Genomic DNA, 19,791 nt, shown 5'->3' with positions numbered 1-19,791 from the left:
GCTCCTGGAACGGTTGGGAGGGTGAGAACGGCGACGTGCCGACTGGGTTGAAGACTAGGGAAAACACCCCCCGCGTCCCATACGTCAAATAACGTAGAGCGCGCATCTGTGCGGCGGGGACGCTTCTTGCTAGCGTGCAGGGCATGCCCTTGCCCGAGTCCGCCACGCCCGTGGCCACCCAGAAAATCTTCCGGTTCCGCCGGGAGTACAACTCGTGGGTGGCCGACGAGACCATGGAGGACTACGCCCTGCGCTACACGCCGCGCAGTTTCCGGAAATGGAGCGAGTGGCGGGTGGCCAACACCGCGTTCGGCTCGCTCTCGTTCCTGGCGCTGGAAGCCATCGGCGGCGCCATCGCCGTGAACTACGGCTTCGCCAATGCCATGTGGGCGATCCTGGTGGTGGGCGCGATCATCTTTTTCACCGGCCTGCCCATTGCCTACTACGCGGCGCGCTATGGGCTGGACATGGACCTGCTCACGCGTGGTGCGGGCTTTGGCTACCTGGGCTCCACCATCACGTCGCTGATCTACGCGATGTTCACCTTCATCTTCTTCGCGCTGGAGGCGGTGATCATGGCGCTGGCGCTGCAGATGGCGACCGACTGGCCGCTGCCGCAGTGCTACTTGATCTCGGCGGTGGTGGTGATTCCGCTGGCCATGCGCGGCATCACGCTCATTTCGCGCCTGCAGGCCTGGACGCAGCCGCTGTACCTGTTTCTGCTGCTGCTGCCGTTTGTGTGGATCGCGCTCTCACAGCCGCAGATGTACCGCGATTTTTCCAGCCTCACGGGCCTGCGCTCGGGCAGCAATCAGTTCCAGCCGCTGATGTTCGGCGCGGCAGCGGCGGTGATCTTCTCGCTGGTGGTGCAGATTGGCGAGCAGGTGGACTTTTTGCGCTTCATGCCCGAGCGCACGCGCCAGAACCGCGTGCGCTGGTGGCTGGCCGTGCTGATTCCCGGGCCCGGCTGGATCGTGATGGGCATGCTCAAGATGACGGGCGGTGCCTTTCTCGCGTTTGCCGCCATGCAGTTCGAGGTGGCGCCCGAGCGCACCGCCGAGCCCACGCAGATGTTCCTGGCCGGGTTCACCGAGGCCGTGGGCCACCCGGGCCTGGCGGTGCTCATGACGGTGGTGTTCGTGATCCTGGCGCAGATCAAGATCAACGTGACCAATGCGTATGCGGGCTCGCTCGCGTGGTCCAACTTCTTTGCGCGGGTGACGCACAGCCACCCCGGGCGCGTGGTGTGGCTGGTGTTCAACGTGGCGATTGCCACGCTGCTGATGCTGCTCGGCGTGTTCGCCGGCATCGAGAAGGTGCTGGGCGTCTACAGCAACGTGGCCATTGCCTGGGTGGGTGCGCTGGTGGCCGACCTGATCATCAACAAGCCACTGGGCCTGAGCCCCAAGGGCATCGAGTTCCGGCGTGCGCACCTCTACGACTTCAACCCCGTGGGCATGGGCTCCATGATCATTGCGGCACTGGTGGCCAGCGTGGCCTACACGGGGGTGATGGGCGAAGAAGCCGCCGCGTTTTCACCCTTCATTGCACTGGGCCTGGCGCTGCTGCTCGCGCCCCTGCTGGCCTGGGCCACCAAAGGCCGCTACTACCTGGCCCGCACGCCATCGGCCGAGTGGAAGCCGGGTGAGGTGGTGCGCTGCGCGGTGTGCCAGAACCAGTTTGAATCGGAAGACATGGCCAGTTGCCCGGCCTACCGCGCGCCCATCTGCTCGCTGTGCTGCTCGCTCGAATCGCGCTGCCACGACCGCTGCAAGACCAACTCGCGCGCCATCGACCAGGTGCGCGCGTTGATCACGGCCATGCTGCCCCGGGGCCTGGCGGTGCGCATCAATTTCCGGGCTGGCCAGTTCCTCACGGTGTGGCTGTCCATCAGCGCGATCATGGCGGTGCTGATCGGCATGGTGTATGTGCAGGAGAGCCTGCACGCGCCGGCCGAAACACTGCAACTGCCCCTCCTCAAGATCTATGCTTTCCTGGTGCCGTTCGCGGCGGTGTGCTCTTGGTGGGTGGTGCTCACCACCGACAGCCGGCGCATGGCGCAGGACGAATCGGAACGCCAGACGCAGCTGCTGATGCTGGAGATCGACGCGCACAAGCGCACCGATGCCGAACTGCAGTCGGCCCGCGACCGCGCCGAGGCCGCTAGCCAGGCCAAGACGCGCTACGTGGCGGGCATGACGCACGAGCTGCGCACGCCACTCACCAGCATCCTGGGCTACGCACAGATTCTGCTGAAGAACAGCGACATCTCGGTGTGGGTGCGCGAGACGATTGCCACCATGCAGCGCAGCGGCCAGCACATGCACACCCTCATTGACGGCTCGCTCGATCTGGCGCGCATCGAAGCCGGCCGCCTGCGGCTGGATCCGGTGCCCCTGCCGCTGGGTCAGCTGCTGGAAGACGTGGAGCGCATGATCCGCCCGCAGGCCGAAGCCAAGGGGTTGAAGTTCACGGTGCACCGCGCAGGCGAGTTGCCCGCCTGGGTGCGCGCCGATGCCAAGCGCCTGCGGCAGATCCTTATCAACCTGCTGAGCAACGCGGTGCGCTTCACCGACGAGGGCGAAGTGACGCTGAAGCTCGACTTCCGCCAGCAGGTGGCGCGCATCGACGTGGTGGACACCGGCATCGGGATTGCCGCGCAGGACCAGAAGCGCATCTTTTTACCGTTCGAGCGCGGCAGCGCTGGCCGGCGCGCGCGCGATTCCGGCACCGGCCTGGGCCTGACCATCACGCACCTGCTCACCGACATGATGGGCGGCGAACTGCTGCTCAAGAGCCGGCAGGGACATGGCAGCACGTTCTCGCTGCGCCTCTACCTGCCGCCGATTCCGTCGGACCCCAAGCACCCGCTGCCGATTCCGTCGACCTTGCGCGCGGTCACGGGCTACCTGGGCGAACGCCGCACCGTGCTGGTGGTGGACGACCAGCCGCTGCACCGCCAGTTGCTCGCCAGCATCCTGATGCCGCTGGGCTTCGTGGTGCGCGAGGCGGCGAGCGGCCAGGAATGCCTGGAGATCATCGAACAGCACCCACCCGATCTGCTGCTGCTGGACCTGACCATGGACGGGCTCGACGGCTGGCAGACCGCCGAAGCGGTGCGCAAGCTGCTGCCTTCTTCTCGCCTGCCGATCGTGTTCGTTTCGGCCAACCTCATCGACAACCGGCCCGAAGAGTTCAAGGCGCTCGACTACCAGGGCTTCGTCGCCAAACCCATGACCGAGTCCGAATTGCTGGACGCCTTGCGCGACGCGCTGGCGCTGGATTGGGTCACCGAGCAAGCCCCCGCCCTGTCGGCCGAGAGCAGCACCCGGCAGCGCGTGAGCGGCCTGCCGCTGCCCGAGGCGCTGCGCGAAGAACTTCAACGGCTGGCGCGGCAAGGCCAGGCCGCCGCGCTGCGCCAGCGGCTCTGGCAAGCACAGGGTGCCGAGCCCGCCCACGCCGCCACACTGGCCCTGCTGCAATCCTGCGCAGACCGTTTCGACTTTCAAACCCTGATCGAATACCTCAGGGACACCGAGGAACTCTCAGACGATGACACCCTGGTCTGAAACTGCGCCGCCCGACACCCCGACCACCCAGCCGGTGATTCTGGTGGTGGACGATTCCCTCGACACCCTGCGCATGCTGGGCGACGCGCTCGTGGCCGAAGGTTATGTGGTGCTGGCGGCACGCGACGCCGACGAAGCGCTGGAACGCTTCGAGGTGGCGATTCCCGATGGCGTGCTGCTCGACGCCGTGATGCCCGGCATGGACGGCTTCGACCTGTGCCAGCGCATCAAGGCCACACCGGCTTGGTCGCACGTGCCGGTGGTGTTCATGACCGGCCTGTCCGACAGCGAACCGATCTTGCGCGGCTTCGCCAGCGGCGGCGTGGACTATGTGGTCAAGCCGCTGCGCATTCCCGAGGTGATGGCCCGCCTGGCCACCCACGTGCGCAACGCCCGCGTGGCGCGGCTCGCGCAGGAAGCGGTGGACGTGGCAGGCCTCGGCAGCGTGGTGTTGGATTCATTGGGCCGCATGGCCTGGCGATCGCCCCAGGCCATGGTGTGGCTCGAGCGCGCCTTCGGCACCGGCACTGCGGCACTGGAGCAAGCTGCGCAATGGCTGGCCACCGCCCGCCGCGATGGCACCGCCACCCGCGACCGCGACCAGGGCCGCCTGCTCGCCCGCCACCTCGGCCAGGGGAGTTTGGGCGAATCGATGCTGCTGTTGAGCTGGAGCCCGCTGGAAAACGCCGCCGCCCAGCGCCTGCGCGACGTCGCCCTGACCCCGCGCGAAACCGAGGTGCTCTCGTGGCTCGCCAAAGGCAAGACCAACCGCGACATCGCCGACATCTTGGGCATGAGCCACCGCACGGTGAACAAGCACCTGGAGCATGTGTTCGAGAAGCTGGGGGTGGAGACGCGGTCGGCGGCGGCAGCGATTGCGGGACGGCTGTTGCCGCAGGATTGAGCGAGCGAAGTGGCGCCACGCCTGGCTGCGCTGGCGCTGTCGCCATGTCTAGGTGGCCTCAACCTTCAACTTGCGCACCGCCGCCACGTCGCCGAGGAAGACGGCGATGGTGTCCCGCTCTTCGCGCGAGAGGTTCTTGCTGTCAAGCAGCCGCAGTTGGCGGATGACCACTTCAAGGGCCTCGGAAAGATGTCCGATCTGTTTGCCGTAGCTGCCGACCTTCTGCAGCGCCGCCTGTTCAAGATCGGCGTTGGACGACGCACCCAGGTTCACGTTGAACAGATGGAACGACCAGTTCGGCAGGATGGGCTGGTTCAAGCCGGCCGGGGCCAGCTGCAGCGGCATGTACACATATTCCATCGTTTTCTCCAGAGGGCGTGGTCCACCTTTTTGCAAGAAGCGTACCCAAGCTGCGGCGCTTACGGCAGTGGCCCGATGCGGGAAAGCAAAGACCGCTTTCCACGGCATGCGCTGACCATGGCGTCGACACCCAGGATGCCCAGGACCGCGGCAGCCATCAAGGGGCCGATCGAGCGGTCAGAAACAACCACAACGGCCACGGCCAGCGCCACGAACAACAGCCCGAACGCCGCCGTGACAAGTCGGCCCGCGCTAGAGCCATCTCCAACATTTCTTTTCATGGGGTTTCTCAAGAGGGAATGGAAAGCGCCGTCCTGCTCAGCTTTAAACCAGCCGGAGCCTACCGACCCAAAAGGTTGGCGTCTACCCAGCCAGGCGTTACCCCTCTGAACGGCGCGCGGAGGCGGCGGTGCGAGTGCGGGCGCGATGCTTGCTTGCCTCGCGCCCATGCCTCCCCACCGCACCGACCCCGACACCCCGCCCGGCACCGACTGGCATGCGCAGGAGCTGCTGCTGATGCGCGAGGTGATGAAGCTGGTGGGGCGCAGCCTGGCGCCGGCCTTCGTGCTGCGGGAAATGATGCACCTGATGAGTGAGCTGCTGGGGCTGAACCGGGGGCGCATGGTGCTGGCCAGCGAGGCGCCGCTGGGCGGCAAGCTGAGCGAGCGCACGGCGGCCATTCGCCATTCCTACGGCCTCACCGCCGAGGAAGTGCAGCGCGGCACCTTTCGGTGGGGCGAGGGCATCACCGGGCGGGTGCTGGCTTCGGGCCTGCCGGCCATCGTGCAGGACGTGGACGCCGAGCCGCTGTTTCTGTTTCGCACCGTACCGCGCGAGCGGCTGCCGCCGCAGACCGTGGCCTTCATTGCGCTGCCGATCGACGTGAACGGCGCGACCATCGGCGTGCTGGCCTGCCACCGCATCCGCAGCCGGCAACGCCACCTGAACGACGACCTGGCGGTGCTGCGCATTCTGGCCACGCTGGCGGGCCAGCTGCTGCAGCTGGAGCAGCTGGTGGCGGAGCAGACGCGCCAGCTGGTGGTGCGCAACGCGGCGCTGGCCCGCGCGCTGGACAGCGCGAGCGCACGCTACGGCCTCATCGGCCGTTCACCCGCGCTGCTGCAGGCGCTGAGCGAACTGGAACGGGTGTCGCAATCGCAGGCCACGGTGCTGCTGCTGGGCGAATCGGGCACAGGCAAGGAATTGTTTGCGCGTGCGGTGCACCTGGCCAGCGGCCGGCACGACCAGCCGTTCATCAAGGTGAACTGCTCGGCCATTCCGGAGACGCTGTTCGAATCCGAGCTGTTCGGCTACGAAAAAGGCGCCTTCACGGGCGCCAACGCGGCCCGCGCGGGCTGGTTCGAGCAGGCGAATGGCGGCACCATTTTTCTGGACGAGATTGGCGAGCTGCCACTGGCGATGCAATCCAAACTGCTGCGCACCTTGCAGGAAGGCACGCTGGTGCGCCTGGGCGGCACGCGCGAGGTGAAGGTGAACGTGCGGCTGGTGGCCGCCACCAACCGCGAGCTGGCCGCCGAGGTGCAGGCCGGGCGCTTCCGGCAAGACCTGTATTACCGCCTCAACGTGATCCCGATCCGCCTGCCCAGCCTGCGCGAGCGCGGTGAGGACATCCGAGCGCTCGCGCTGCACTTTGTGAACCGCGCGAACCAGACGCACCAGCGCAACGTGAACCTGGCGCCCGATGCGCTGGCGCGGCTGGAAGCGCACCCCTGGCCCGGCAACATTCGCGAGCTGGGCAACCTGATCGAGCGGCTGGTGCTGCTGGCCGACCACACGCTGGTGACGGCCGAGACGCTGGAGCGTTTCATGCCGCAGACTCCGGGTGCTGGCGCGCCACCGCCACCTGCGCTGCCTGGCGAGGTGGGCCAGGTGCGCGACTACCAGAGCGTGCGTTCGCACAGTGCACAGGCCTTGCGGGATGCGCTGGCGCAGCACCAGGGCAACCAGTCTCGCGCGGCGCAGAGCCTGGGGCTCACGTTGCGGCAGTTCAGCTACCGGCTGCGCAAGGCGGGGTTGCGATGAGGGGTGGGGGGTAAAAACTTTGATGAAAACCAACGCGCGGGCGTGGATGCAATGATACGCTGTACAGCGTATTAATGGTTTGCAGCGTATCATATGTAAGAACCAATTAATACGCTGTACAGCACACCATGTCCAGGGCCCGCCATGAACCAGGAACACCAAACCACTGAAAAGCTGCTTTCTCAATTCCGCTCGGTGCTCTTTGAGCGTGTCCAAATTGAAGACATCGAGATCGAGCTTGAACCCGACCTGAGCGACGGGCAGAGAGGGGATCTGCGCTTGGGCATCACGGTTGACGGCGAGCGCAGCAACATCCTGGTCGAGGTCAAGCGGCACGCCTACCCCCGCGACATCGAGCGCGTGCGGACGCAAGCTGCAAAACAGGCCGGCACCGATCAGGTGATGGTGTGGGCCGAAACGCTCAGCGAAGGCGCGCGCAGGTTGCTGGAAGCATCAGGCATTGGCTACTTTGACGCCAGTGGAAGCCTCTCTATTCGCCTGGGGATGCGACAGGTGCTCATTGACCGCCCACCCCTCAAGCCCAACTGGAGAGATGTGGGCTCGCTGTTCACTCCCGAGCGTGAGAAAGTTCTGCACGCCCTGCTGCTCCACTGGGACACCTGGCGCACTGGCACTGACCTTGCGGATGCGTCGGGTGCCAGCCCCAATACGGTCTCAGTGCTCATGCGAGAGCTGGAAAAGCGCGGCATGGTTCAAAGCGAAGGGAACGGGCGCAGTGTGCGCCGTCGGCTCTTGGATCCGGGCGAACTGCTCGACACATGGGCGAACGACTGGGAGAGCAGGAAGGTGAGCAAGCTGCGCTGGTTCGCCTTTACGCAGAACCCGGCGTCCCTTGGGGAGATGCTGGCCAAACGCATGGGCGAAGGACAGCCCCATGACTGGGCCTTCACCGGACAGTACGCTGCGAACAGCTTCACACGACTTCTTACCGCAGTCAGTGGCTACGACCTGATCGTGCGGGTGGGGGCAACTGCGTCCGTTGCAGAGCATCTGGGACTCAAGCGCGCCGACAAAGGCTTCAACGTCACTCTCCACGAGTGCGACGAATTCGCACTGCAGCATCGCCTCGAACTGGCAGATCGACCGGGTAGCTTCGCCAGCCCCGTGGTCCAGTACCTTGAATTGGCAAACGCAGGAGGGCGCAGTCGGGAACTGGCCAACGCATTAAAAGGCCAACTTCTCGTCAAGGGTGCGCCCAATGTCTGACTTCAAGCCAGAAACCGCGTCCGAGTACCTGCCGGAAGTCACCGATGCCTGTGAACAGGCACTGGTCACTGTGCTCGGATGCATGGGCAGCCTGAAGGACACGGTTCGCCTGATGGGCGGACTGGTACCCAGGTACCTCACGCCAGAGCGTGCTCCAGACATCCCGGCACACGCCGGCACGTCCGACCTCGATCTGGTGATCGACCTTGCCGTGATCGCCGCTGGCCAGGACTACGCTCCCATCGCCGACCGGCTCAAGCAACGCGGGTTCTCGAAAATGCGGCTTGAGAAGGGCGGCGTCTCCTCTTGGCAGTGGGAAGCGAAGACTTTGGGAGGCGTGCCCGTGCGCGTGGAGTTTCTGTGCGACGCGTCCGAGGAAGAGCTGGCGAAACTCAAGACCCTTGGGGCGGAATCGATATCGGTGATGTCGATGCCCCATATGTCCATTGCTCAAACGCTCTATGAGACGAAGGAGGTCAAGGCCGAGCTTCTGGATGGAAAGGGCATTGCGGTGGAGCGCGTGCACTACGCCAACCAACTCGCGTTTGTCGTTTTGAAGGCCATCGCATTCGATCAACGCAGCGCCAACAAAGATGCGGGCGATCTTGTCCATGTCCTGCAATACGGCTGTGAACTGGAAGAGGGCGCCCGCGCCTTCGCAGAACAGTTTCACCGAGGACCGCATCGGACTTCGCTAGAAGCGGCACTCGATTGCATGCAGCGAAGCTTTTGCACCCACGGTGACACGGATGGCCACCTCATGAAGGGCGCGCTTGCGTTCGGGCGGTTCCACCAACCAGACAACACCGAAGAACGCCTGCTGCTCCAGCGGCAGGCAAGCTCGCTGGTCGAAAGATATGTGCAGCTGGTGCAGGCTGCGATCGCGCAGGGCGTGCGTTGACAACGTCAAGGTCACCGAACAGCTTCAAACGGCCCCCAACCATACGCCACCCATAGCACCAACACTGTGTCGACACTATGTCGACACAGTGTTGGTGCTGCGGACCATCCAGGTTGCTACCGCCACCGACGCATGCCCGCCCCACCCCCAATAACTCCAGCAAATTCAACGCTCCTCGCTCATTAACCCACGTGCTCACCACCTTGGCACGCCAGTTGCAAAGAAGGTCACAGGCCATCCCGCCCACCACCCCTTCTTCACGAGGTTGCCATGAGCATCGACGCCATCCTGATCGCCCCCGCCCAGTTGCAGGCCCTGCAGTCGTCCGAACCCGTCGTGGTCATCGACACGCGAGACGCAGACACCTTTGCCGCTGGCCACATTCCCGGCGCGGTGAACCTGCGCGAGGTCTTCACGTATCTGGCCACCTCCACGCCCGAAGGCCTGCAGGCGTTGAAGGCCACCTTCGCCGAAGCGCTGGGCGCCGCCGGACTCTCGGGCAAGGAAACGGCTGTGTTCTACGAAGACGCGATGAACAGCGGCTACGGCCAGTCGTGCCGGGGCTACTACCTGCTGACCTGGCTGGGCTACCCGAAGATCAAGGTGCTCAATGGCGGCTTCAGCGCGTGGAAAGCCGCTGACCTGCCGGTGTCCACCGAGGCCGCTACCCCCGTGCCCGCCACATTCCCCGAGCTGCCCATGGCCGACGTGATGCTGACCCAGGCCGACGTGCAGGCTGCCCTGGGCACCGACACCGTGTTGCTCGACGTGCGCGATGTGGACGAGTGGATCGGCGACAGCTCGTCGCCCTACGGCAAGGACTTCGCGCCGCGCAAGGGCCGCCTGCCGGGCGCCAAGTGGGTGGAGTGGTACCGCTTCATGAAGCCTTCGGCGCAAGGCCCGGTGTTCAAGACGCCCGACGAGGTGAAGGCCGAGTGCGCCACCGCCGGTGTGGCGCCCGACGACACGGTGTACCTCTACTGCTTCAAGGGCGCGCGCGCGTCCAACACCTTCCTCGCGCTCAAGCAGGCCGGCTTCAGCGATGTGCGCATGTACTTCGGCTCGTGGAACGAGTGGTCGCGCGATGACAGCCTGCCGATCGAGACCGGCCTGCCGGTGGCGAAGTCGAGCCGCAAGCCCAGTCTCGCCCTCGCCGCCTGATTTTTCATCGCATCCATTCAACACCCCGGAGACACCATGTCCGCCACCGACACCCTAGAACCCACCAGCCCTGTCACCACCGTAAAGGCATACCTTCGCCCCATCGACGGCACCGGCCTCGCCGCCTTCGCCGCCAAGGGCAAGGGCAACCCGGCCAGCCGGGGCACCAACAAGGTCCACACCGTGATGGAGGGGCAGTACCGCTCGCTGTCGTATGTGGGCCAGCACGCGCCGGTGGTGGTGGACGAGCCGCTGCACCTGTTCGGTGAAGACACGGCGCCCGCGCCGGGCGAGATCGTGCTGTCGGGCCTGGGCGGTTGCCTGGCGGTGGGCATCACCGCGGTGGCCACCTGGAAAGGCGTGAAACTCAGCAAGCTGGAGGTGTTTCTGGAAGGCGACATCGGCAACCCCGCTGCCTGGGGTGCCGGTGGCGCGCTGGAGAAAACGCCACCAGAAATGGGCTTTCAGGCGATCCGCGTGAAGGTGCTGGTGGAAGGCGATGCCACGCGCGAGGTGCTCGATGAAATCGTGCAGCACGCCAACTTCTATTCACCGGTGGCGAACTCCATGCGCAATCCGATTCCGATGACGATCGGACTGGTGGACGCATGAACCCGAACGACCTGCCCCGCGAGCTCACCCACGAGACATCGGCCGACGAGCTGATCGCCGCCGTGCGCGCCGTGGCGCAGGGCCCGCTGGCCGATGTGGTGGAAGCCTGTGACCGCGAAGGCTTCTACCCGCGCGAGGTGCTGCAGCAGCTCGGCACACTCGGCGCCTTCAGCGCACACCTGGACGCTCCCGTGGGCCGCGCCGACTACGGCCTGGCGATTCGCGCCATGGCCGAAGTTTCGCGCGTGTGCGGCGCCACCGGCTTCATGGTGTGGTGCCAGGCGGTGTGTGGCCTGTACATGCAGGCCTCGGGCAATCCGGCGCTCATGGGTGATGCGTTGTCGGCACACGCCAGCGGCGTCACCCTGGGCGGCACCGGCATGTCCAACCCCATGAAGAGCTACGCCCAGATCGAAAGCCTGCTGCTCAAGGCCACACCGGTGGACGGTGGCTATCTCGTCAACGGCAGCCTGCCCTGGGTGAGCAACCTCGGGCCCGACCACGCCTGTGGTGTGCTGGCGGCGTTGATGGACGGCGACCAACTTGCGGGCCGGGAAGTGATGTTTCTCCTGCGCTGCGACGCGCCTGGCGTGGAGCTGCGCGAATGCCCGAGCTTCTCGGCCATGGAGGGCACCGGCACCTACGCGCTGCGGCTCAAGGACGTGTTCATCGGCAGCGACGAGGTGATGGCCGACCCGGCCAAGCCGTACATCGCGCGCATCCGCGCCGCCTTCGTCATGCTCCAGTGCGGTATGGCCGTGGGCGTCACGCAGGGCGCCATCGATTCCATGTGGGCGGTGGAAGCACAGCTCGGCCACGTGAACCAGTTCCTGGAAGACCGGCCCGATGCGCTGCAGGCCGAACTGGACGCTCTGACCGTTCGCGTGATGCGGCTCGCAGAGACACCGTTCAACCCTTCAGTGGACTTTTTCATCGACGTGCTGGATGCACGCGCGCACGGCGCCGAGCTCTGCCTGCGTGCTGCGCAGTCGGCGCTGCTGCATCAGGGCGCGCGCGGTTACCTCATGAGCTCGGAGGTGCAGCGCCGCGTGCGCGAATCTCATTTCGTGGCTATCGTCACGCCAGCCATCAAGCACCTGCGCAAAGAGATGGCGCGGCTGTCTGCGGAGGTGATGCCGTCATGAAGACCGCCTTGACCACCGTCGCGGCGGCGGTGCAGGCACTTGCTCCGTACCAGTCGTACATCTGCAAAGCCTGCGGCTACATCTACAACGAAGCCGACGGCGACCCGGACGGTGGTCTGCCGCCAGGCACGCGCTACGCCGACATTCCCGACGACTGGTCCTGTCCGCTGTGCGGCGTGACCAAGGCCGATTTCACGCCCTACACCGCGCCCACGATGGACGCTCTGCGCGCCGGCATGGCCGGCAGCGCGCCGGTGGCCACGCGAGGTGAAGCGGGTGTGGTCATTGTTGGCGCGGGCCGCGCCGGATGGCAGATGGCCGAAGCCCTGCGCGCGCACGATGCCGACCTGCCCATCACGATCGTGAGCAACTGCGCGGGCGACGTGTACGACAAGCCCATGCTGTCCATCGCCATGGCGCGCGGCCTTGCGCCCGAGTCGCTGGCACGGCAGAGCGGCGCAGCGGCAGCGGACCGCCTCAACGTGCGACTGCTGGCGAACACGCAGGCCGTGCGCATCTGCCCCGACACCCGCACGCTGCGCACCACGCGCGGCACCCTCAAGTACGACCAGCTCGTGCTCGCGCACGGCGCGCAAGCCGCGCTGCCAGCCAGCCTGCCCGCCGCGCTGTGCTGGCGCATCAACCACCTGTCCGCCTACCAGAAGCTGCGCACCGCGCTGGGCGACACACCGAAGGACGTGGCCATCGTCGGCGCCGGCCTCATCGGCAGCGAACTCGCCAACGACCTCGCTCTCGGCGGCCACCGCATCACGCTGCTCGACGTGCAGGCCGCGCCCCTCGCGCGCTGGCCCACCGCAGCGGCAGGCGCGCCGTTGCTGGAAGCCTGGAAGGACCTCTCGATTCATTTTGTCGGCGGCGTTCAGATCGCTGCCCTGGAACAGATCGCCGGCCGGTACCGCCTCACCACCACCTGCGGCCAGCGCTTCGCCGCCGACCAGGTGATCGCCGCTGCCGGCCTGCAGACCCCACCGCGTCTGGCACAGAGCGCAGGCCTCGTGTGGAACAACGGCATTGCGGTGGATGCCGCCACGCTGCGCACGAGCGATGAGCGCATCCACGCCATGGGCGACTGCATCGCCATCGACGGTCAACCCAGCCGATTCATCGAACCGATTGCGCGGCAGGCGCGCGCGATTGCGGCGGAGATCTGCGGCACGACGCCCGCGCCCTACGAGCCGCGCCCGGCGGTGGTGCGGGTCAAGACGACTTCAAGGCCGCTTACGCTGCATTGAGACTGCATCACTTGAGTTGAACCAGCGGCTGGACACCCGAAGGCAGGATCACGGTGTGGGTGCCCGAGCCGGCAAACTTCGACATGGCCTCGATCTCACGGGCCCGCATGAGCGTGCTGGTCAATGAGTCGGCAATGATGCGGTTCGCCCGCGCCTCACCCTCTGCCTCGATCTGGCGGCGCTCTGCCTCCACCTTGGCCAGCTCGCCCTGCTTTCGCTTCGCTTCGATCTCCTGATCCACTTTCGCACGATCACGGATCGCGGATTCCAGAGCGGGATCGGTCACCAGCGACCGAACATTGATGTTCGTGATCTCAAAGCACTCCGGGTCGGTCTTGTTGAGCTCGCGCTGAAGAACATCGCGCACCGCGTTGGCAATCTCGTCGCGTTTGAGGTGCATGGTGGTGGCGTCAAAAGTTGCCACCGCACGGTACACGGCTTCGCGGGCCTCACGAAGCACGCGGCCCATACCAACCACCTCATCTCCAGTTTCCCTGAACGAGCCGTCTTCATGGGGCTTCATGACCCGGGAGACATCACCCTGGTACTTGGTGAAGAGCACCGCCATCTTGCCGGGATTCACCTTGAAGTAGACGTCCAGGTCCACGTCGGTCATGGTGAGGTTGTCACGGCTCTTCGGTCTGAGGTTCTGAATCTGCAGCGGAATTTCCTTGGCAGTGAATTCGTCCACGGTCTTGAACATCGAGAAGTAAACCCCCGGGCCCAGCGTCTGCTGTTTGACGTTGCCGAGCGTCCGTTCGACGCCCACGTTGCCGGTGTCGATCTGGGTGCATCCACCCAGAAACGCGATCAGTACAAGAGAACCCAGTTGCCGCATGAATCATTCCTCCCAGAGTTATTGATATCGCCGCGCAGGACGCGAAGCGCGGCGATTCTCTGTGAGCAAGCGGGGGTTCGCAGATCAAGTCACGGAACGGCAGGCCTGTGGAACCGGCAGTGCGCTATGGCGCACCGGCCTCCACCCGGATCGGCACCACCCGCCCGCGTCCGGGCCGCTCTGCCCGCGCCCGCAGCTGCCCGCACCCGCCCTCCACGTCCTGCCCCGCCGACTGCCGCAGCTTGGTGAGGATGCCCCTGCGGTGCAGGCGGCGCGCCATGTCGGCGGCCTGTTCCCAGCTGGGGCGTTTGAAGGGCAGCTCTTCCACCGTGTTGTAAGGGATCAGGTTGAGGATGGCGTACTTGCCGTGCAGCAGGCGCACGATGCCCTCGATCTCGTCGTCGCCGTCGTTGATGCCTTCGAGCAGGGTCCACTGGTACTGAATGGGATAGGCGGTGGCGCGCGCATAGGCCTCGCCCGCGTCGACCAGTTCTTCCGGCGTGATGCGCGGCGCGCGCGGCAGCAGTCGCTCGCGCAGGTCGGCCTTGGTGGTGTGCAGCGAGAGCGCCAGCGCGGGCTTGACTCTGCCTTGTGGCAAGGCCTCGAAAACTCGCGGATCGCCCACCGTGGAGAACACCAGGTTCTTGTGGCCGATGTTGCCCACGGTGCCGAGCAGGTCGATGGCTTCCATCACGTTGTCCAGGTTGTGCGCAGGCTCGCCCATGCCCATGAACACCACCTTCTTCACCGGGCGCAGCGTGCGCGCCAGCGCCACCTGCGCCACGATCTCGGCGCTGCCGACCTGGCGGATCAGCCCGGTGGTGCCGGTCATGCAGAACACACAGCCCACGGCACACCCCACCTGCGTGGACACGCACAGGCCATCGCGCGGCAGCAGCACGCTCTCCACCGTCTGGCCGTCGGGCAGGGCCACGAGCAGGCGCGCCGAGCCGTCCTCGCCGGGGTGCTCGGAGACCAGCTTGGCCAGGCCGGCGAGCTCTTCGGAGAACGCGGGCAACGCGGCCACCAGGGTGGAGGGCAGGAAGCTCCCGATCTCTCGCCTGCCGGCGTCCTGCGGCAGCGCCTGAGACCACAGGCGCAGCACGCGCTGCTCGTGGCGGGGGTTGGCGCCGAGCGCACGCAGGCGCTGGCGGAGGTGTTCGATGCGCATGGGGAACGAAGCTTACCGCTCGAAGAGGGCCGACAGTGCAGGCCCCGCTTCATCAATGAAGTGCCGCAGCTTGGCCGGCACATAGCGCTGGCTGGGGTAGACGAGGTGGATGGGATCGGTGCGCGCATGCCAGCCCGGCAGCAGCGGCACCAGGTGCCCGTGGTCCACCTCGCGGCGGCACACGTAATCGGGCAGCAGCGCCACACCCTGGGCGTTCAGCGCAAGCTGGCGGATCAGGCGCATGTCGTTGGCGGCAAACGCGCTCTGCAGCGGCACGTTCACGCGGGTCTTGCCTCGCATCAGCGTCCAGCTTTCGCGGCCGAGCGGGCTGAAGCACAGCGCGGCATGTTGCGCGAGGTCTTTGGGCTGGCGCAACGCGGGCGCGCGCTTCAGATAGTCAGGGTGCGCAAACGGCGCCCAGCGGGCCTGCCCGATCTGCCGCGCCACCAGGCTGGAATCGGCCAGTTCACCGGCGCGCAGTGCCACGTCCAGGCCCTGTTCCACGAGGTCGAGCCGGGCATCGGAAAACACCAGTTCCACCGACACGCCCGGGTGGCGCGCGCGGTAGGTGCTGATGATCTCCAGCAATTGTTCGTCGCCCATGTCGATGGGCAGCGTGATGCGCAGCAGGCCTTGCGCCTCGTGCCGGCCGGCGTCGATCTGTGCCTCGGCCTGCGCGATCTCCTCCAGACCTCGCGCAGCGTGTAGCAGGTAGGCCTGCCCGGCTTCGGTGAGGTTCAGGCGGCGGGTGGTGCGCTGAAGCAGCGTGACGCCCAGGCGCTGCTCCAGCCGCGAGACGCGCACGCTCAGCGTAGACACCGGCATGCCCATGAGCCGCGCAGCCGCGCTGAAGCTGCCCGCCTGCGCCACGCGCACAAAAACCAGGGTGTCGTTCAAGTCCACGATTATTCAGCTCAATGAAAAATGATTTGTGATCCTACCGACTTATCACGGGAACACGGGGCCGGTACAGTGCTCATTCATTCAGGAGAACACCCCATGAAAACCGTTTCCTTCATCCAACGCAATGCCGGCGGCCACTGGGTCGGTGATGGCTTTCCGGTGCGCAGCATGTTTTCGTACAACGACCGGCCTGAGCGCTTCTCGCCCTTCCTCATGCTCGACTACGGCGGCCCGACGCGCTTCGAGCCGACCACGAAGCAGCGCGGCGTGGGCCAGCACCCGCACCGCGGATTCGAGACCGTGACCATCGTCTACGACGGCGAGGTCTCGCACCGCGATTCCAGCGGTGGCGGCGGCACCATCGGCCCCGGTGAAGTGCAGTGGATGACCGCAGCGGCCGGCATCGTGCACGAGGAATACCACGGCGAGCGTTTCGCCAAAGAAGGTGGCCCGTTCGAGATGGTGCAGCTCTGGGTGAACCTGCCGGCGCGCGACAAGATGGCTGCGCCCGGTTACCAGGGCATCACGCGAGACCAGATTCCGCAGGTGGAGCTGGCCGACGGTGCCGGCGTGGCCCGAATCATTGCGGGCGAACTGAACGGCGCCCAAGGCCCAGCGCACACCTTCACGCCCATGCAGGTGTGGGACCTGCGCCTGAAGGCCGGCCACAGCGTGACGCTACCTGCTGCCGAAGGCCACACCACGGCGCCGCTGGTGCTGCGCGGGCGCCTGCGCCTGGCCGACGGTCAGGAGGTGGGCGCGGCGCAGATGCCGGTGTTCTCCCGCGAGGGCGAGGACGTGCGCTTCGAGGTGCTGGAAGACGCCACCGTACTGTGGCTCACCGGCGAGCCGATCGACGAGCCCGTGGTGGGGTATGGTCCGTTCGTGATGAACACGGAGGCCGAGATCCACCAGGCCTTTGCCGATTTCCAGAGCGGCAAGATGGGGCGAATCGTCGGCGCCACGGCCTGAGTCCAAGAAAAGGAAACACGATGCTTGAAATGGTGATCACCGCCCGCGAAGCCGATCTGGGCCACGGGCTCAAAGTGCGCCGTGTGCTGCCATACGCAAAACGCCGCATGGTCGGCCCGTGGATCTTCGTCGACCACGCCGGGCCGGTGACGCTGGCGCCCGAGGACATCAAGGGTGCCGACGTGCGGCCGCACCCGCACATCGGCCTGTCCACCGTGAGCTACCTGCTCAGCGGCCAGGTGATGCACCGCGACAGCCTGGGCGTGAAGCAATCCATCGTGCCAGGCGACGTGAACTGGATGACCGCCGGGCGCGGCATCTCTCATTCCGAACGCTTCAGCCACCCCGAGTCGTTCGAAGGCGGTGGGCTGGAGCTGATGCAGCTCTGGGTGGCCCTGCCCGAGAAGGACGAAGAGGCCGACCCGGCCTTCACCCACTACCCCGCGCGCGACCTGCCAGTGCGCGAGGGCGATGGCGTGTGGATGCGCCTGATCGCCGGCGAGGCCTACGGCATGACGAGCCCCGTGAAGACGCACTCACCCCTGTTCTACCTGCACACCGAATGGCAGGCGGGCGCGAGCAAGTCGCTGCCCGGTGGCCACAAGGAACAGGCGGTGTACGTGGCGCGCGGCGAGATCGAGCACGCAGGGCAGACCTATGTGCCCGGTCAGATGCTGGTGTTCGGCGACGACACGGACGCCGTGATCACCGCGCGCGAGAAGAGCACGCTGATGATCTTCGGTGGTGAGCCCCTGGGCGAACGCCACATCTTCTGGAACTTCGTGTCCTCGCGCAAGGAGCGCATCGAACAGGCCAAGGCCGACTGGAAGGCTGGCCGCATTCCACTGCCACCGGGGGACGACGGCGAGTGGATTCCGTTACCGGCTTGAGCCGACTCAGGCCTGCGCCAGCAACCGCCCCACACTCGCCAGCGCGGCTTCTCGGGTTGCCGCATCGGTGCGGCTTTCCGCCAGGTAGGCCGTCACGATGATGGGCGCGCGCTGCGGCGGCATCGCCATGCCGATGTCGTTGGCGTCGTCGTTGGCGGTACCGGTTTTCTCGCCGATGCGCCATCCCGCCGGCAAGCCCGCGCGCAGGCGCTTGCCGCCGGTGGTGTTGGCCAGCAGCCAGTTCATCAACTGTTCGCGCGATGACGGCTTGAGCGCGTCGCCCAGCAGCAGCGCGCGCACCGTGTGCGCCATCGCACGCGGTGAGGTGGTGTCCAGCGGCTCGCCGCTGGCGGCACGGTTGTTGAGCATGGGCTCGATGCGATCGTGCCGCGTCACCGTATCGCCCAGCCCGCGCACATACGTGGTGAGGGCGGCTGGGCCTCCGTAGCTGGCGAGGATGAGGTTGGCGGCCGTGTTGTCGCTGGTGGTGATGGTGGCCTCGCACAGTTGCGCCAGACTCAGGCCCGCGCCGCCCACATGGCGCTCGGTCACTGGCGACCAGGACACGAGGTCCTGCTTGCGATAGCGGATGCGCCGCTCCAGCTTCTCCACGCCGCGGTCCACACGATCGAGCACGAGCGCGCTGGCCAGCAGCTTGAATGAACTGAGCATGAGGAAGCGCTCGTCCGACCGCCAGCCGTGCTCGCGGCCGGTGGCGGTGTCGATGATGTGAACGCCGAGGCGTCCGCGCGCGGTGGCTTCGATCTCGCGCAGCGAATCGCGCAGGTTGCTGGTGTCTGCCCAGACATTTCCGGGGGGAAGACCTGCCAGGCTGCAGAGCAGACCAGCGCCGGGGGTAAGCAGGAAGGTGCGTCTTGCAAACATGTTTTCTCCTTGAAACAGGCTTCGCATCCTGGTCGAGTTCGTCCTGAAACTCAAACGGAAATAATCAAGGCTTCACCAGAGAAAAACTTGGGGATGCCATGGACCTGCCACTGAACGCCCTGCGCGCCTTCGAAGTCTCGGCGCGCCATCTGAGCTTCACGCGCGCTGCCGACGAACTGAACCTCACGCAGACAGCCGTGAGCCAGCACGTGAAGAATCTCGAGCAGCGCCTGGGCAAGCCGCTGTTCCGGCGCGTGCCGCGCGGGCTCATGCTCACCGACGAAGGCATGGCCTTGCTGCCCACGCTGGTGGAGGCGTTCACGCGCGTGTCGGCCACGCTGGAGAGCTTCAAGAGTGCGCACAAGCGCGAAGTGCTGTCGGTGGGCGCGGTGGGCACCTTTGCCGTGGGGTGGTTGCTGCCTCGGCTGCGCGATTTCCAGGCGCGCCACCCCTTCGTGGAACTTCGTCTGTTCACGCACAACAACCGCATCGACCTCGCGGCCGAGGGGCTGGACTGCGCGATCCGTTTCGGTGATGGGCAGTGGCCGGGTCTGCAGACGCGGCACCTGATGGCGGCACCGCTTGCGCCCATGTGCGCACCCTCGCTGTCGCACCGCATCCGCACCGTGGGCGATCTCGGGCGCGAGACGCTGCTGCGTTCCTACCGTTCGGACGAGTGGGGGCAGTGGTTCGAAGCCGCGGGCGCGCACTTGCCTCTGCTCACGGGACCGGTTTTCGACACCTCGCAGGTGCTGGCCGAAGCAGCGGCACAAGGCGCCGGCGTGGCGCTGCTGCCGGTGCCGATGTTTTCCCGCGACCTGCAGAGCGGGCGCCTGGTGCGCTTGTTCGATGTCGAGGTGGACGTGGGCGGCTACTGGCTCACGCGCATGAAGACACGGCGCAAGACGGCGGCCATGAAGGCGTTCCAGGACTGGCTGGAAGCGCCCGCCAGTTGAA

At 66.2% G+C, this 19,791-nt stretch carries 18 protein-coding genes; 12 read left to right on the top strand and 6 right to left on the bottom strand.

Annotated features, from left to right (window positions below):
• The first annotated feature begins 143 nt into the window (after nt 1-143).
• Together CAP37_RS20475 and CAP37_RS20470 are read left to right on the top strand one after the other, a co-directional pair.
• On the top strand, nt 144-3,569 hold the full coding sequence (locus CAP37_RS20475; protein ID WP_086126594.1) for an ATP-binding protein: 3,426 nt from the start codon (nt 144-146) through the stop codon (nt 3,567-3,569).
• On the top strand, nt 3,553-4,473 hold the full coding sequence (locus CAP37_RS20470) for a DNA-binding response regulator (protein ID WP_086126591.1): 921 nt from the start codon (nt 3,553-3,555) through the stop codon (nt 4,471-4,473). The genes CAP37_RS20475 and CAP37_RS20470 overlap by 17 nt, the downstream gene beginning before the upstream one ends.
• Before the next feature lie 48 nt (nt 4,474-4,521).
• On the opposite strand, the gene CAP37_RS20465 is transcribed toward CAP37_RS20470, so the two are convergent.
• The gene (locus CAP37_RS20465; RefSeq protein WP_086126588.1) at nt 4,522-4,833 is read right to left on the bottom strand and encodes a hypothetical protein; all 312 of its coding nucleotides are present in this window, start codon (nt 4,831-4,833) and stop codon (nt 4,522-4,524) included.
• Nucleotides 4,834-4,892: 59 nt separating this feature from the next.
• A complete protein-coding gene (locus CAP37_RS20460) occupies nt 4,893-5,114 on the bottom strand; it encodes a hypothetical protein (RefSeq protein WP_086126585.1) in 222 nt (73 codons plus the stop codon).
• Nucleotides 5,115-5,280: 166 nt separating this feature from the next.
• On the opposite strand from CAP37_RS20460, the gene CAP37_RS20455 reads away from it, so the two are divergent.
• The 7 genes from CAP37_RS20455 to CAP37_RS20425 all read left to right on the top strand — a co-directional run bounded on the left by CAP37_RS20455 (nt 5,281) and on the right by CAP37_RS20425 (nt 13,175).
• On the top strand, nt 5,281-6,876 hold the full coding sequence (locus CAP37_RS20455) for a sigma-54-dependent Fis family transcriptional regulator (RefSeq protein WP_086127172.1): 1,596 nt from the start codon (nt 5,281-5,283) through the stop codon (nt 6,874-6,876).
• Between the two features lie 144 nt (nt 6,877-7,020).
• The gene (locus CAP37_RS20450) at nt 7,021-8,103 is read left to right on the top strand and encodes a type IV toxin-antitoxin system AbiEi family antitoxin (protein WP_086126582.1); all 1,083 of its coding nucleotides are present in this window, start codon (nt 7,021-7,023) and stop codon (nt 8,101-8,103) included.
• Entirely contained in the window at nt 8,096-9,004 is a 909-nt protein-coding gene (locus CAP37_RS20445; RefSeq protein ID WP_086126580.1) for a hypothetical protein, read from the top strand. Before CAP37_RS20450 ends, CAP37_RS20445 begins: the two co-directional genes overlap by 8 nt.
• Nucleotides 9,005-9,274: 270 nt before the next feature.
• A complete protein-coding gene (locus tag CAP37_RS20440; protein WP_086126577.1) occupies nt 9,275-10,165 on the top strand; it encodes a sulfurtransferase in 891 nt (296 codons plus the stop codon).
• 36 nt (nt 10,166-10,201) lie between these two features.
• Nucleotides 10,202-10,777 (top strand): OsmC family protein, encoded by a 576-nt coding sequence (locus tag CAP37_RS20435; RefSeq protein ID WP_086126575.1) that lies wholly within the window; start codon nt 10,202-10,204, stop codon nt 10,775-10,777.
• A complete protein-coding gene (locus CAP37_RS20430; RefSeq protein ID WP_086126574.1) occupies nt 10,774-11,922 on the top strand; it encodes an acyl-CoA dehydrogenase family protein in 1,149 nt (382 codons plus the stop codon). Before CAP37_RS20435 ends, CAP37_RS20430 begins: the two co-directional genes overlap by 4 nt.
• Nucleotides 11,919-13,175, top strand: a complete 1,257-nt coding sequence (locus CAP37_RS20425) for an FAD-dependent oxidoreductase (protein ID WP_086126572.1) — start codon at nt 11,919-11,921, stop codon at nt 13,173-13,175. The genes CAP37_RS20430 and CAP37_RS20425 overlap by 4 nt, the downstream gene beginning before the upstream one ends.
• A 7-nt stretch (nt 13,176-13,182) precedes the next feature.
• On the opposite strand, the gene CAP37_RS20420 is transcribed toward CAP37_RS20425, so the two are convergent.
• The 3 genes from CAP37_RS20420 to CAP37_RS20410 form a co-directional block, all read right to left on the bottom strand.
• Nucleotides 13,183-14,013: an SPFH domain-containing protein gene (locus tag CAP37_RS20420; RefSeq protein ID WP_086126570.1), complete on the bottom strand. Its 831-nt coding sequence runs from the start codon at nt 14,011-14,013 to the stop codon at nt 13,183-13,185.
• Between the two features lie 124 nt (nt 14,014-14,137).
• Nucleotides 14,138-15,184, bottom strand: a complete 1,047-nt coding sequence (locus CAP37_RS20415) for an RNA methyltransferase (RefSeq protein ID WP_086126566.1) — start codon at nt 15,182-15,184, stop codon at nt 14,138-14,140.
• A gap of 12 nt (nt 15,185-15,196) precedes the next feature.
• Nucleotides 15,197-16,081 carry a LysR family transcriptional regulator gene (locus CAP37_RS20410; protein WP_218776888.1) on the bottom strand — a complete coding sequence of 295 codons (885 nt, stop codon included), beginning with the start codon at nt 16,079-16,081 and terminating at the stop codon, nt 15,197-15,199.
• A 102-nt stretch (nt 16,082-16,183) separates the two neighbouring features.
• On the opposite strand from CAP37_RS20410, the gene CAP37_RS20405 reads away from it, so the two are divergent.
• Complete coding sequence (locus CAP37_RS20405) at nt 16,184-17,059, top strand: pirin family protein (protein WP_086126560.1); 876 nt, start codon at nt 16,184-16,186, stop codon at nt 17,057-17,059.
• A 20-nt stretch (nt 17,060-17,079) separates the two neighbouring features.
• A complete protein-coding gene (locus tag CAP37_RS20400) occupies nt 17,080-17,949 on the top strand; it encodes a pirin family protein (RefSeq protein ID WP_086126557.1) in 870 nt (289 codons plus the stop codon).
• A 6-nt stretch (nt 17,950-17,955) separates the two neighbouring features.
• Here the strand turns inward: CAP37_RS20400 and bla are convergent, their stop codons facing one another.
• Complete coding sequence (gene bla / locus CAP37_RS20395; protein WP_086126553.1) at nt 17,956-18,834, bottom strand: class A beta-lactamase; 879 nt, start codon at nt 18,832-18,834, stop codon at nt 17,956-17,958.
• Between the two features lie 98 nt (nt 18,835-18,932).
• Here bla and CAP37_RS20390 point away from each other — a divergent pair, with 98 nt between their 5' ends.
• Nucleotides 18,933-19,790 carry a LysR family transcriptional regulator gene (locus CAP37_RS20390; protein ID WP_086126551.1) on the top strand — a complete coding sequence of 286 codons (858 nt, stop codon included), beginning with the start codon at nt 18,933-18,935 and terminating at the stop codon, nt 19,788-19,790.
• Nucleotide 19,791: the final 1 nt, after the last annotated feature.

This window comes from Hydrogenophaga sp. IBVHS1, from assembly GCF_002127265.1.
Taxonomy (GTDB): domain Bacteria; phylum Pseudomonadota; class Gammaproteobacteria; order Burkholderiales; family Burkholderiaceae_C; genus Hydrogenophaga.
The sequence above is the reverse complement of the archived record's forward strand: the minus strand, read 5'-3'. Positions and strand labels throughout refer to the sequence as shown.